The following is a 13,888-nucleotide window of genomic DNA, read 5'->3' as shown; positions in this document are numbered from 1 at the left end:
CGATGACGATGACGATGACGACGACGATGACGACGACGATGACGACGACGATGACGACGACGATGACGACGACGATGAGGACTTCGACGACGACGAGGAGGACGACGCTGTCGGCCCTCCCGCTGACGACGAAGGCTTCGACGACGAGGACGAGGACCGTCACCCCACCGGAACCGGCAACGCCGACGCTGCCACCACTGGCGACAGCGGCGTGACGGACGGGGACGCGGCGAACGCCGACGGGACCGTCCCGGCCCGGGATGACGAGTCGGGGTCGACGCAGCGGTGAGCGCGGGCGTGGGGGAACGGCTGGTCGACGGGTACACCCTGGTCGTCTTCGACCTGGACGGCGTGATCTACCTGATCGACCGGCCGATCCCCGGCGCCGTCGACGCGGTGGCCCGGCTGCACGCCGAGGGACGGGCGGTGGCGTACGCCACCAACAACGCGTCCCGCCGGTCCAGCGAGGTCGCGGACCTGCTGACCGGTATGGGCGTGCCGGCCCGACCGGAGGAGGTCCTCACCTCCGCCGCCGCCTCGGCCGAGGTGTTGCGCGACCGGCTGCCCGCCGGCGCGTCGGTGCTGGTGGTCGGCGCGGAGGCGCTGCGCGCGGAGCTGCGCGCGGTCGGGCTGAACCCGGTCACCCAGGCCGATGAGAAGCCGGCGGCGGTCGTGCAGGGGTACGGCCCGCAGGTCGGCTGGGCCGAGCTGGCCGAAGCGTCGGTAGCCGTACGTGCGGGTGCGATCTGGATCGCCACCAACACCGATCGGACCCTGCCCAGTGGGCGGGGACCGCTGCCCGGCAACGGGTCGCTGGTCGCCGTGCTGCGGACGGCACTGGAGCGAGACCCCGACGTGGTGGTCGGCAAGCCGGAGCCCGCGCTGTTCGAGACCGCCGCCAAGCGCAGCGGCGGTGGGTGCAGCCTGGTGGTGGGTGACCGGCTGGACACCGACATCGAGGGCGCCCGCCGGGCCGGGCTGGACAGCCTGCTCGTGCTCACCGGCGTCAGCGGCGTACCGGAACTGCTGGCCGCGGAGCCGCAGCGACGTCCCACGTACGTCGCGAAAGACCTGGCGGGGCTCTTCGACCCGGCTGCCGCCGTGCGGGTCCCGGGCCCGGCGGACGCTGGCGGCTGGTCCGTGACCGACCGGGACGGCACGCTGGAGCTGGCCGGGGCCGGTCGACCGCTGGACGCCCTCGCGGCGCTCTGCGCGGTGGCCTGGTCGGCGCCGGTTCCGGTGCTGCCGAAGATCCGCCCGGTGGGCCCGGACGCGGCCCACGCGGTGGAGAGTTTCGGTCTGACCTCGGCGGCGTGAGCCGGGCGGTCGTCAGAGCAGCTTGCGCAGCTTGAGCAGGTCGAACGGATTGGCCTTGATCGACACCCGGCGGGAGGTCACCGCGCTGGTGACGTCCAGGTCGCCACGGACCAGGGCGAGCAGGTCGTCGCTGGACGTGCTCAGCGCGATCTTGGCCTTGGGGTCGTCGCCGTCGGTCAGCTCGACCAGTCGGCCGCCGGTGATCCGACCGTGGAACGCGGTGTCCAGGTCGGTGATTCGGCAGGCCAGCGTCCGGTCCAGGTCGATCCGTTCGCGTACCGTCTCGGCGTTGCGATCCAACCGGGCGGCCAGCTCCTGCAACGCCTGCCGGCACTCGTCCACGCTGGCCACATCTCCCCCTCGCTGATCGCCACGCCGTCCTCGGCACCGTACCGCACGAGTCGGTCGGGGGTGCCCGGTAGCGTGACACCTGCACACCCCGCCCCGTGGAAGGACTCAGGCATGCAGGACGCGTGGCGCGCCTACCTCGAGCTGGCCATGGGCCTTGCGGAGGCGCCCCGGAAGAAGGCCCAGGACGTGGCACGTCGCCTCGTCGGCTCCGGCGGCGCGACCGCCGCCCAACTCCAGGCCCTCGGCGAGGAACTGGTCACTACCGGCGCCGCCAACCGGGAGGCGCTGACCAAGCTGGTCCGCTTCGAGGTCGACCGGGCCCTCGGCGCGGTCGGTCTGGCCACCGCCGACGAGGTGGCCGAGCTGACCCGGCGGGTGCACGACCTGGAGCGGCAGCTGCGGGAGGCGCGGTCCACCGAGCCGGCCGACGCGGCGACCGCCGGCCCCACGCCACAACCCGACCCCACCGTCGCCGCGCAGCCCGGCACCGGTCTCGTGCCGTCCGACGCCTCGGCCGGTGCCCCGGTCTCCGCGCCGGTGGCGAAGAAGGCCGTCGCTAAGAAGGCCGTGGCGAAGAAGGCTGTCGCCAAGAAGCCGCCGGCGACGATCAGCCCGACGGCCGACGAGGACGTCCCGACGCCGGCCGTGATGCCCGCCAAGAAGGCGGCGATTCGCAGGCAGCGGCCGGACGACGCCGAATGACCCGGCCCGGTCCGCCGCCCGGTGGGTCGTTCCCGGCCCGGCCCGGTCCGCCGGCTGGCGGGTCGTTCCCGGCCCGGCCCGGTCCGCCGGTGGGTGTCCGCCCCGCGCCGCCGCCGGATCTCGGGGACGACGAGACACGGCATCCGGCGGTGGACGCCGCCGTGCGGGCCATCGCCAACGCGGCGACGCTCGCTCCCGCCGACCAGATCGCCCAGTACGAGGCGGCCTACGAGACGCTGCGGGAAACCCTCGCCACCATCGACCAGACCTGAGCGGGACGACCAGGCCTGAGCAGACCGGAGAACCACACGCATGGCACGTCGTAACCGGCTGGACGCCGAACTCGTCCGGCGCGGTCTGGCCCGCTCCCGTGAGCAGGCCGCCGCGTTGGTGGAGGCCGGCCGGGTCCAACTGCGGGGGGTGGTCGCCCGCAAGGCGGCCGCGATGGTCGACCCTGCCGACCCGCTCCTGGTGACCGGTGCGGACCCGGCCGAGGAGTACGTCTCCCGGGGTGGGCACAAGCTGGCCGGCGCGCTGGCCGCGTTCGCCCCCGGTGGGCTGCACGTGGCCGGGCGGCGTTGCCTGGACGCGGGGGCGTCGACCGGTGGGTTCACGGACGTGCTGCTGCGCGCCGACGCGGCCGAGGTGGTGGCCGTGGACGTCGGCTACGGGCAGCTCGCGTGGCCGTTGCGTACGAACGAGCGGGTCCGCGTCCTGGAGCGCACGAATGTCCGTACCCTCGATGCTGACGCGATCGGTGGCCAGGTCGACCTCACGGTGGCCGACCTGTCGTTCATCTCGCTGCGGCTGGTGCTGCCGGCGTTGGCCGGCTGCACCCGCGACGACGGTGACCTGGCGTTGATGGTCAAGCCGCAGTTCGAGGTCGGCAAGGACCGGGTCGGCGCCGGCGGTGTGGTCCGCGATCCGGAGCTGCGCGCCGAAGCGGTGCTGGACGTGGCCGCGGCTGCCGCGAGGCTCGGCCTCGGGCTGGCCGACGTGGCGGCCAGCCCGCTGCCCGGGCCGAGCGGCAACGTGGAGTTCTTCGTATGGTTGCGCCGGGGCGCACCGGCGGCCGACCCGGAGCGGGTGCGGGCCGTGGTGGCGGCCGGGCCGGATGGCTCGACGACGGCCGGCGCGGTGCCGGACGTGGCGGCGGAGGAGGTCGCAGGGTGAACGCGCGCAGTGAGGCCGCCGCAAGGGGCCACGCGGTGACACGCGGCAGTGCCGAGGTGTCGGCGTCGGTGGCGCGACGCCGCCCGGTCCGGCGTGGGCGGGCGGCCCGATGAGCCGGACCGCGCTGCTGGTGACCCACACCGGTCGTCGGCGCAGCACGGAGCACGCCCGGTCGGTCGCCGCCGACCTGATCGACGCCGGTTTCGAGGTACGGGTGGTCGCCGACGAGGCCGACGACCTCGACCTGCCCGGCGTGGTGCCGGTCGCCGGCCCGCAGGCCGCCGAGGGCGCCGAGATCGTCTTCGCGCTCGGTGGGGACGGCACCTTCCTGCGCGCCGCCGAGCTGGCTCGGCCTGCGAAGGCGCCGCTGCTCGGCATCAACCTCGGTAAGGTGGGCTTCCTGGCGGAGGCGGAGATCGACGACCTGGACACCGCCGTCCGGGATGTCGTCGGCCGTAACTACACGGTCGACGAGCGGCTGACCCTGGACGTCACTGCCGAGTTCGACGGTGGGCCGACGATCGAGTCCTGGGCGCTCAACGAGATCAGCATCGAGAAGGGCGAGCGGGCCCAGATGCTCGAGCTGCTCGTGGACGTGGACGGCCGGCCGCTGTCGCGTTACGGCTGTGACGGTGTCGTCTGTGCCACCCCGACCGGCTCCACCGCGTACGCGTTCTCCGGTGGCGGCCCGGTGGTCTGGCCGGAGGTGGAGGCGCTGCTGCTGGTGCCGATCAGCGCGCACGCGTTGTTCAGTCGCCCGTTGGTCACGGCCCCGACGTCCACCTTCGTGATCACCGTCGATCCGTTCACCACGCTCGCGGTGCTCTCCTGCGACGGCCGGCGCGTCTACGACCTGCCGCCCGGCGCGCGGGTGACGGTGCGTCGGGGGGCCCTGCCGGTGCGCATCGTGCGGCTGCGCCCCCGTCCGTTCACCGACCGGCTGGTGGCCAAGTTCGGCCTCCCCGTGCACGGTTGGCGTGGCAGCCGCCGGTGACCGTGGCGCACACGGTCGGTGGATGTCAGTTGTCCACCTGACGACATGTCGCCGCTGCGGCGGCGGGCGACTAGTGACCTGGTGACACGCTCCGACGCAGACTCCGATCGGCCCTCATCTACGGATGGCGGCCTGGAGGAGTAGAGGAGCCCATCGCATGCACTGGTCCCCACGCTGGCTCGCCGTCGGCGTTGTCGGCGCGTTGGTGGTCGGCGTCGCCGCACCGGCGTCCGCCGACCCGCCCGCCCGGCCCACCGGCCCGACGTCGGGCACGCCCGCCCAGCACGCACCCGTCCGCATCACCCTGATCACCGGCGACCAGGTCGAGCTCGCGCCAGCGGCGCCGGGCCGGGTCGCCGCCACTGTCCGCCCGGGACCCGGGCGCGAGCGCGTCATCTTCCAGACCCTGGAGGTCGACGGCCGGCTGCGGGTGCTGCCCAGCGACGCCCTGCCCTACGTTTCGAGCGGGGTTCTCGACGCCAACCTGTTCGACGTGCAGGAGTTGGCCGCCGACGGATACGGCGACGCCGCGCAGGGCGCGTTGCCACTGATCGTGCGTTACCAGGAGCAGGCGGCCGGGCGGGTCACGCCGCTCGCCGGCGCTACCGACGCCCGCCCGTTGGAGAGCATCAACGGCGCGGCGCTGCGGGTCGGCAAGGGGGCCCTCGGCAATTTGTGGACCACGCTCGCCGGTACGCCGGCCAGCCGGACCACGACTGCCGCCGCGCCCCGGCTGGGCGCTGGCATCGCCCGTGTCTGGCTGGACGGGCGGGTCCGTCCGGCGCTGGAGCACTCCGTGCCGCAGATCGGCGCCCCGACGGCCTGGGCGGCCGGGCGCGACGGTGCCGGCGTGACGGTGGCGGTGCTCGACACCGGCGTCGACGCCACCCACCCCGACCTGGCCGGTCGGATCGCCGAGGCGCAGGACTTCTCCGGCAGCGGCAGCGCCCGCGACGGGCACGGCCACGGCACCCACGTGGCCGCCACCATCGCCGGCAGCGGGGCGGCGTCCGACGGGTTGCGCAAGGGCGTCGCCCCGGGCGCGCGGTTGCTGGTCGGCAAGGTGCTCGACGACGGTGGCTCCGGCTACAGCTCGTCCATCATCGCGGGCATGGAGTGGGCGGCCCACTCCGGCGCGAAGGTGGTCAGCATGAGCCTCGGCGGCGACCCCACCGACGGCACCGACCCGATGAGCCAGGCGGTGAACGACCTGACCGCTGAGACCGGTGCGCTGTTCGTGGTCGCCGCCGGCAACTCGGGCGCCGCGCGTACCGTCGGCGCGCCCGGCGCGGCCGCGGCGGCGCTCACCGTCGGTGCGGTGGACCGTGCCGACAACCTGGCGGAGTTCTCCAGCCGGGGCCCGCGTCTCGGCGACAACGGCCTCAAGCCTGAGATCACCGCGCCGGGCGTCGGGATCGTCGCCGCCCGGGCCGCCGGCACCGCCATGGGTACGCCGGTGGACGACGCGTACACGACCGCGTCCGGCACCTCGATGGCCACGCCGCACGTGGCCGGAGCGGCGGCGATCCTCGCCCAGGAACATCCGGACTGGCCGGCCGGGAAGCTCAAGGACGCGCTGGTGAGCACCACGAAGGCGAACCCGGCGCTGACCGTGTTCGAGCAGGGTGGTGGTCGGGTCGACGTGGCGCGGGCGCTCGGCCAGCGGGTGTACGCCTCGGCCACCGCGGACTTCGGTCGGATCTCCACCGGCGGTGCGGCGGTCGAGCGGACCGTGACGTACACCAACGGCGGCACGGCCCCGCAGACCCTGCGGTTGGCCCTGGAGCTGCGCAACCTGGACACCCGTGCGGCCGAGACCGACGGGGTCGCGGTCGGCGGCGCCGAGGTGACAGTGCCGGTCGGCGGCAGCGTCGCCGTGCCGCTGCGGGCGGACCCGGCGAAGCTCGACCGGGGTGTGCACAGCGGCTGGCTGGTGGCGACAGGCGCGGACGGCGTCGCGGTGCGCACCGCTGTCGCGCTCACCGTCAGCGGTCCCGTGCACCACCTCACCATCAAGCTGCTGGACCGGCAGGGTCAGCCGGGCCTCTCGCCGGGGTTGACCGTCTTCGGTGAGCAGCCCGAGTCGGACTTCTGGGGCCTGTGGGGTGGCGAGGGCACCCTGGAGGTCGAGGAGGGCACGTACGTGCTGACCGCGCTGATGACGCACGGCGTTCCCCTGGACGAGCAGATGACCCAGATGATCGAGCCGGAGGTGACAGTCGACCGGGACCTGACAGTGGTGCTCGACGCGCGCAGGGGCACGCCGGTGCGGATCGAGACGCCGAAGCCCAGCGAGCAGCGGGCCACGCTCAGCTACTACGTGCACCGGGTGCTGGGCAATGGCCGGCAGATCGACCACGGCGTGATGGCCTACAGCACCGTTGAGCGGGTCAACGTCACGCCGACCCGCCAGGTGCGCCAGGGCGAGTTCGAGTTCGCCTCGCGGTGGCAGCTCGTCGCGCCCATGGTGGACGCGACGATCAGCGGGGTGTCCGGTCCGTCGGACATCAACCTGCTGGGCACGTCGCCGGCGCCGACCGGTCGGCGGAAGCTGCCGCTGCTCTGGGCCGGCACCGGCGCCCCCGCCGAACTGACCCGGGTGCGGGGCGCCGCCGTGCTGCTCGGCGCCGACCCGAACCGCTCGGAGGAGGAACAGGTGGCCGCCGCCGCGGCGGCCGGCGCCGCCGCGGTGCTGGTCGTCCGGCCGGAGGACCAGAGCGCGTGGACGGTCTGGCGGCCCACCGGAGAGCGGCTGCCGATCCCGTCGATGGTGGTCGCGTACGACGACGGGCAGCGGCTGATCGCGGCGGCGCGCAAGGGTCGGGCGACGCTGGACCTGACGCTGACAGTGGACAGCCCCTACCTGTACGACGTGTGGCAGGTGTCGAAGGGCCGCGTGCCGGAGCGTGTCGTGCACACGGTGACCGCGAAGAACACCGCCGAGGTGACAGCGAGCTACGGCGACCTGGGTGCGGGCTGGGCCACCGAGGAGCGGTTCGGCTGGCGTCCGTGGCAGGAGTACGCCTGGAACGACGACCAGCGGATCGTCCGCAACGGCACCACCCGGCAGGAGTTCGTCAGCTCCGGGGACTCCTGGTGGCAGCAACGGGTGCTGCACAAGCAGATGTTCATGCAGTGGGGGCAGCTGGCCGGTGGTCTGACCCAGCAGCCCCGGCGCTACGCCGCCGACGACCGGGTGACCGAGATCTGGCACGCGCCGGTGCTCCGCCCGGCCGTCCCGGCCCGAGGGGCGCCGGTGCCCACCCGCACCGGTGACATCCTGGAGTTGCGGGTGCCCGAGTTCGTCGACGCCGACGGGCACTACAGCGTGGCCGGCGAGAGCGAGGAGTCGGACACCGTCACGGCGCGGGTCAGCCGCAACGGGCAGCAGATCGCGGACCTCTCCGACGGCTGGGCGTCGGTGCCCACGACCGCCGGGGCCGCCCGCTACCGCCTGGACGTGAGCACCCAGCGGTCCTCGGCCGAGTGGCGTTACGGCACCCGGACCGACACGGCCTGGGAGTTCACCTCGGCCCGACCGGCGGGCGACGCCGCCACGGCATTGTCGTTGCTCCAGGTGGACTACCGGGTGCCGGCCGACCTGGGCGGCACGGTCCGCGGCAACCGGCCGCACCAGCTCGGGCTGACCCTGCGGCAGCCGGCCGGGGTGCCGGCGCCGAGGGGTGCCGGCGTCCGGGTGCAGGTCTCCTTCGACGGGGGCGTCACCTGGCGCAACGCGCCGACCACGGGGTCGGGCACCCGGTACACCGCTACCGTGCCGGCGGGGCGCGGAACGGTGTCGCTGCGGGTGCACGCCGCCGACCGGGCCGGGAACACCGTCGAGCAGACAGTGCTCCAGGCGTACGGGCTGCGCTGATCGGGCGGGGCGGGGCGGCCTGGCCGTCCCGCCCTGCCGGTCGAGGGTCCGCCGTCGGTCGACGGCGGGCCCTCACGCGTCAGAGCCAGCCGCGTCGGGCCACCTGGAACGCCAACCCGGGTCGGGTGTCCACACCGGCGGCGGCCATCAGGTCGGCGATGCGCCGTTGCACGGTGCGCCGGCTCACCCCGAGCTGGGAGGCGATGGACTTGTCCGGTACGCCCGCCACGAACAGCGACAGCAGCCGGGCTTCGTCGGCGTCGGGCTGGTAGCCGTCGCCCGGCTGGTCAGCGGGCTCGGGCCGGCGAGTTTCGGGGGCCGCAACGGCGAGGGGGTCGTCGAGGCGCAGCCGGGTGGCCACCCGCCAGTGGCTCTCGAAGAGGGCGAGCAGCGCGTCGAGCAGTTGACTGCGGCCGATCACGGCGGCGCTCGGTTCGCCGCCGTCGCGGTCGGGCACCAGCGGGCAGATGGCGGTGCGGGCGTCCACGATGGCCAGTCGGACCGGCAGCCGGTCCAGGACGCGGGCCTGCTCCCCGGCGGCGACCCCCTTGGCCAGGTCGGCCAACGCGCCCGGCTCCAGTAGCAGGTCACGTTCGTAGATGGCCCGGTAGCTGACCCCACGGGCCAGCGCGTCGAACTCCTCGACATTCTCCGGGCCGGCCATGGCGAGGGGATTGGCCCGGCAGAACCAGAGCACCTCGGTCCGGGCAGAGTTCTGCAGGTCGCGAAGCCGGTCCCGAAGAACCCGGGCGCCGGTGATCACCTCGACCAGGTGGTCGACGTGGTGTCGGCGCAGTCCGGAGCGGTATTCCTCGGCCAGTTGGGTGACCAGTCGGCGGGCCGACTCCAGGTCCTCCTGACGCCGCAGCAGCGTCGCGCCGAGGGCGACGTCCGGGGCGGTCGGGCGCAGCGGGGCGTCCGGGTCGTTGTCGCTGCGCTGCACGAGGCCCTTGCCCCGCAGTGCCTCGACCTGGGCGATGACCTGCTCACGGGGTCGGTGCAGGCGACCGGCCAACTCGTCGATGCGGGCCGTGGTGAGCTGGAGCAGGCAGCGGTAGAGCTCCTCCTCAGCCGAGGTCAGGCCGATCACGTCCAACACGGGGCAGAACTGTACGTCGGCCGGGTACGGGCCGTACCCGGGCCCGTCGGCTGGTCAAGTGTCGGGCCTCGCGTCTACTGTCGGTGGCTGTGCTGGAAGAGCTGCGCATCACCGGACTGGGCGTCATCGAAGACACCACGCTGCCGTTGACCGGCGGCATGAACGTCATCACCGGCGAGACCGGTGCGGGCAAGACGATGGTGGTCACCGGCCTCGGCCTGCTCTTCGGCGGCCGGGCCGACGCCGGGCGGGTCCGCGCCCAACCCGGTCGTGCGGTGGTGGAGGGGCGGCTGCGGCTGCACGGGCGGGTCGCCGACGCGGTGCACGCGCGGATCATCGAGGCGGGCGGCGAACCCGACGAGGACGGCTCGGTGCTGTTGAGCCGCACGGTGACGGTGGAGGGGCGTTCGCGCGCGCACGTCGGCGGCCGGAGCATGCCGGTGTCGATGCTCGGTGAGGTCGGCGAGCAGGCGGTCGCGGTGCACGGCCAGTCCGACCAGCTGCGGTTGCTGCGCCCGGCCGAGCAGCGGGCCGCACTGGACCGGTTCGCCGGCCCCGCGCACGAGAAGCTGCTCGACGCGCTGCGCGAGGCGTACACGGGGTGGCGTCGGGTCGTCGACGACCTGGCCGACCGTCGGCGCAACGCCCGCGAGCGCAACCAGGAGGCCGACCTGCTGCGGTTGGGCCTCGACGAGATCACCCGGGTCGATCCGCAGCCCGGTGAGGACGACGAGCTGAAGACCGAGGCGCAGCGGTTGGAGCACGCCGAGGGCCTGCGGACGGCCGCGCAGATCGCCCAGCAGTGCGTGGCCGGTGGCGCGGAGGCCGCCGAGGAGACTCCGGACGCGGCGGCGCTGCTCGGCACCGCCCGGCGGACCCTGGAGGCGCAGTCCGGCACCGATCCGGCGCTCGGTGAGCTGGCGGCCCGCCTGGAGGAGGCGGCCACGCTGGTCACCGACGTGTCGGCGGAGCTGTCGGCGTACCTGGCGACGCTGGACGCGGACCCGGCCCGGTTGCAGCACGTCTACGAGCGGCGGGCGGCGCTGCGCGCGTTGACCCGCAAGTACGCCGACGACGTCGACGGGGTGATCGCCTGGGCCGACCGGGCGCGTACCCGACTGTCCGACCTGGACATGTCCGACGACGTTCTCGACGAGTTGGAGCGGGAGGGTCAGCGGCTCGCCGTGGAGGTGGCCGACCTGGCCGGGCGGGTGTCCACGTCCCGGCAGGAGGCGGCGGTCCGCTTCGCCGACCAGGTCACCGTCGAGCTGGCCGGGCTGGCGATGCCGCACGCGCGGATCGAGGTGGCGGTGCTGCCCCGTCCGGCCGGGCGTGCCGAGCCGACGCTTGCGGTCAACGGCGTGGAGGTGGGTGTCACGTCGGACGGCGGTGACGAGGTGGAGCTGCGGTTGCTGGCCCACCCTGGCGCGCCGTCGCTGCCGTTGCAGCGCGGCGCCTCCGGCGGTGAGTTGTCCCGGGTGATGCTCGCCATCGAGGTCGTGTTCGCCGGCTCCGGTGGCCCGCCGACGTTGGTCTTCGACGAGGTCGACGCGGGGGTCGGCGGGCAGGCAGCGGTGGAGATCGGCCGCCGGTTGGCCCGACTGGCCCGCAGCCATCAGGTGCTGGTGGTCACGCACCTGCCGCAGGTGGCCGCGTTCGCCGACCGGCACCTGGTGGTGGCGAAGGACACCGGCGGCGCGGTGACGACCAGCGGGGTGCGGGTGGTGGAGGACACCGAGCGGGCTCGGGAGTTGGCGCGCATGCTGGCGGGTTTGCCCGATTCGGATCTGGGTATCGCTCACGCCGAGGAGCTTTTGGCAGTGGCCGCCAAGGAAAGGCGGTTGTGACGCCGCGTATTGTGAGCGCAAGCACACCGGCTTGTGCCGGTGTGTGCTTCCCTGGGTAGGCGGCCCTGCTCAGGCATGTCGCGACAGAAAAGCCTGCCTCACATGCCAGGATGGTCACGATGCGTCTACCCACGTTGCGCCGGAACCGGAACTCCGAACCGGGCAGAGTCCTCGGCACCGCGCGCCTTGATCGCCGGACGAAACGCCTGGTCGGTCGGCTGCGCCCCGGTGACATCGCGGTCATCGACCACGTCGACCTGGACCGGGTGGCGGCCGACTCGCTCGTCGCCGTCGGGGTCGCGGCGGTGCTCAACGCGAAGCCCTCGGTCTCCGGTCGTTACCCGAACCTCGGCCCGGAGGTGTTGATCGCCGCCGGCATTCCGCTCCTCGACGACCTGGGGGAGGGCGTCTTCGAGCGCATCCGCGAGGGCGACCAGGTGCGCATCGAGGGCAACACGGTCTTCGCCGGTGACGAGCCGGTGGCGCACGGCAGCCTTCAGGACGCCGAGTCGGTCGGTAAGGCGATGGCGGACGCCCGGGAGGGTCTGTCGGTGCAGTTGGAGGCGTTCGCCGCCAACACGATGGACTACCTGCGTCAGGAACGCGACCTGCTGCTCGACGGTGTCGGGGTGCCGGACATCGAGACCCAGATGCAGGGTCGGCACTGCCTGATCGTGGTGCGCGGCTACGACTACAAGGCCGACCTGGACGTGTTGCGCCCGTACATCCGGGAGTTCAAGCCGGTGCTCATCGGCGTCGACGGCGGCGCGGACGCCCTGGTCGAGGCCGGCTACACCCCTGACATGATCATCGGGGACATGGATTCGGTCACCGACGACGTGCTGCGCTGCGGCGCCGAGGTGATCGTGCACGCGTACCCGGACGGGCGCGCGCCCGGCCTGCCCCGGGTCAACGGCCTCGGTGTGCCGGCGATCACCTTCCCGGCTGCGGCGACCAGCGAGGATCTGGCCATGCTGCTCGCCGACGAGAAGGGCGCCTCGCTGCTGGTCGCGGTCGGCACCCACGCCACCCTCGTCGAGTTCCTCGACAAGGGCCGCGGCGGGATGGCCTCGACGTTCCTGACCCGGTTGAAGGTCGGTGGCAAGCTTGTCGACGCCAAGGGGGTGAGCCGGCTCTACCGGCAGAGCATCTCCGGTTCGTCGCTGCTGCTGCTGGTGCTGTCGGCGATCGCGGCGATGGCGTCCGCGGTGGCCGTGTCGACAGTCGGGAAGGCGTACCTGGGCGTGGTCGCCGAGTGGTGGGACAATTTCGTGTTCCAGCTGTACCGGCTTTTCTAGTTCCCGACCGATCAAGAGGCTGCAAGCGTGATCAACTTCCGCTACCACGTGGTGTCCCTCACCGCGGTCTTCCTGGCTCTGGCGATCGGCCTGGTGGTCGGCACAGCCGCCCTCAACGGCCCGGTCGCCGACTCGCTCAAGGAGCAGGTCACCGGGCTGCGCAAGGACAACCAGCAGTGGCGTCAGACGGTCAGCAACATGGAGAAGCAACTCGCGCTGGAAGAGGAGTTCGCCGAGCAGACCTCCCAGCTCCTCCTGCCCGGCACCCTCACCGCGCGTCGGGTCGCGGTGCTCAGCCTGCCCAACGGGCGTGACCACACCGAGAGCGTGCTCAAGAAGCTCCAGCAGGCCGGGGCCACCATCACCGGCCAGATCGACCTGCAGGACAAGTTCATCAACCCGGACAACAACTCCAACCTGCTGGAGTTGGCCGTCACCGCCGCCCGCCCGACCGCGCAGACCACCGGCCTGCCCGGCAACGGGCACGGCGTGGAGACCTCCAGCGCGCTGCTGGCCAGTGTCCTGCTGGACCGGCCCCAGGGCGTCGCGCCGGTCAGTGACGCCGACCGTCGGGCGGTGCTCGCCGCCTACAACAACGCCGGCTACCTGACCACCGACAGCAACAAGGTCACCGCCTCGGCGGAGGCGGTCGTCGTGGTCAGCGGTCAGCCGTACGTCGACAAGGACTCCGACAAGCGGGACGAATCGGTGGTCAAGATCGCCGAGCAGTTCGACCGCACCGGGGCAATCGTGGTGGCCGGCAACGGTTCCGTCGGCGGCAACCTGGTCGGTGTGGTGCGCGGCGACCCGGTGCTCGCCCAGACCATCTCCACGGTCGACAACGCCAACACCGTGCAGGGCCAGGTGGTCACCACCCTCGCCCTGGTGCAGCAACTCACCGAGAAGAAGGCCGGCCAGTACGGCGTCGGCGACAACGCCGCCTCCGGCCTGTTGCCTAGACTGCCCCAGTGAGCGAACGACGTACCCCCGTGTCCGGATCCGACCAGGTGGCGCGTGACCGAGCCAGCGAGGTGACGGCGTGAGCGCCCTGGGCCGGCTGCTGATCGCCGGCGCGGGCGCCGCGGCGGCCCGCTACGCGCTGCGTGAGGCGCGTACCTCGCCGGCCGGGCCCGCGTTGGACCGCACCAACTTCCGTGGCCGCACGGTGAGCCTGGCCGCCGGGCCGGCGCTCGCCGCCAGATCGGGAGCGCGTCGTGTAGGGAAAGGAGG

Annotated in this window: 11 protein-coding genes and 1 pseudogene; 10 read left to right on the top strand and 2 right to left on the bottom strand. The window is 73.2% G+C overall.

From position 1 onward, the window contains the following. The first annotated feature begins 285 nt into the window (after nucleotides 1–285). The gene (locus tag NIE111_RS27070) at nucleotides 286–1,317 is read left to right on the top strand and encodes an HAD-IIA family hydrolase (protein WP_238687130.1); all 1,032 of its coding nucleotides are present in this window, start codon (nucleotides 286–288) and stop codon (nucleotides 1,315–1,317) included. A gap of 12 nt (nucleotides 1,318–1,329) precedes the next feature. On the opposite strand, the gene NIE111_RS27065 is transcribed toward NIE111_RS27070, so the two are convergent. Then, nucleotides 1,330–1,668 (bottom strand): SCP2 sterol-binding domain-containing protein, encoded by a 339-nt coding sequence (locus tag NIE111_RS27065; RefSeq protein ID WP_088947517.1) that lies wholly within the window; start codon nucleotides 1,666–1,668, stop codon nucleotides 1,330–1,332. A gap of 111 nt (nucleotides 1,669–1,779) precedes the next feature. Between NIE111_RS27065 and NIE111_RS27060 the strand changes: the two genes are divergently transcribed. The 5 genes from NIE111_RS27060 (at nucleotide 1,780) to NIE111_RS27040 (ending at nucleotide 8,414) form a co-directional block, all read left to right on the top strand. After that, nucleotides 1,780–2,370 carry a phasin family protein gene (locus tag NIE111_RS27060; protein ID WP_238687129.1) on the top strand — a complete coding sequence of 197 codons (591 nt, stop codon included), beginning with the start codon at nucleotides 1,780–1,782 and terminating at the stop codon, nucleotides 2,368–2,370. Continuing rightward, nucleotides 2,367–2,642: a hypothetical protein gene (locus tag NIE111_RS27055; protein WP_238687128.1), complete on the top strand. Its 276-nt coding sequence runs from the start codon at nucleotides 2,367–2,369 to the stop codon at nucleotides 2,640–2,642. The genes NIE111_RS27060 and NIE111_RS27055 overlap by 4 nt, the downstream gene beginning before the upstream one ends. A 40-nt stretch (nucleotides 2,643–2,682) precedes the next feature. Continuing rightward, a complete protein-coding gene (locus NIE111_RS27050) occupies nucleotides 2,683–3,543 on the top strand; it encodes a TlyA family RNA methyltransferase (protein WP_238687127.1) in 861 nt (286 codons plus the stop codon). A gap of 109 nt (nucleotides 3,544–3,652) precedes the next feature. Then, nucleotides 3,653–4,537, top strand: coding sequence for an NAD kinase (locus NIE111_RS27045; RefSeq protein WP_091407282.1), 885 nt, complete (start codon nucleotides 3,653–3,655; stop codon nucleotides 4,535–4,537). A 157-nt stretch (nucleotides 4,538–4,694) separates the two neighbouring features. Next, nucleotides 4,695–8,414: a S8 family serine peptidase gene (locus NIE111_RS27040; RefSeq protein WP_238687126.1), complete on the top strand. Its 3,720-nt coding sequence runs from the start codon at nucleotides 4,695–4,697 to the stop codon at nucleotides 8,412–8,414. 79 nt (nucleotides 8,415–8,493) lie between these two features. Here NIE111_RS27040 and NIE111_RS27035 read toward each other — a convergent pair whose 3' ends face one another. Next, nucleotides 8,494–9,513, bottom strand: coding sequence for a helix-turn-helix domain-containing protein (locus NIE111_RS27035; protein ID WP_238687125.1), 1,020 nt, complete (start codon nucleotides 9,511–9,513; stop codon nucleotides 8,494–8,496). A gap of 89 nt (nucleotides 9,514–9,602) precedes the next feature. Between NIE111_RS27035 and recN the strand changes: the two genes are divergently transcribed. From recN to NIE111_RS27015, 4 genes and pseudogenes are all read left to right on the top strand, one after another. Further along, a complete protein-coding gene (gene recN, locus NIE111_RS27030; RefSeq protein WP_238687131.1) occupies nucleotides 9,603–11,360 on the top strand; it encodes a DNA repair protein RecN in 1,758 nt (585 codons plus the stop codon). A gap of 119 nt (nucleotides 11,361–11,479) precedes the next feature. Then, nucleotides 11,480–12,658: a putative cytokinetic ring protein SteA gene (steA, locus tag NIE111_RS27025; protein ID WP_091407271.1), complete on the top strand. Its 1,179-nt coding sequence runs from the start codon at nucleotides 11,480–11,482 to the stop codon at nucleotides 12,656–12,658. Between the two features lie 27 nt (nucleotides 12,659–12,685). Next, the gene (locus tag NIE111_RS27020) at nucleotides 12,686–13,630 is read left to right on the top strand and encodes a copper transporter (RefSeq protein ID WP_238687124.1); all 945 of its coding nucleotides are present in this window, start codon (nucleotides 12,686–12,688) and stop codon (nucleotides 13,628–13,630) included. Between the two features lie 67 nt (nucleotides 13,631–13,697). Continuing rightward, a pseudogene (locus NIE111_RS27015) lies at nucleotides 13,698–13,888 on the top strand (hypothetical protein); the annotation flags it as partial.

This window comes from Micromonospora hortensis, from assembly GCF_022230935.1.
GTDB classification, from domain to species: domain Bacteria; phylum Actinomycetota; class Actinomycetes; order Mycobacteriales; family Micromonosporaceae; genus Micromonospora; species Micromonospora hortensis.
Note: the sequence above shows the minus strand (reverse complement) of the source record. Positions and strands in the feature narration are given on the sequence as shown.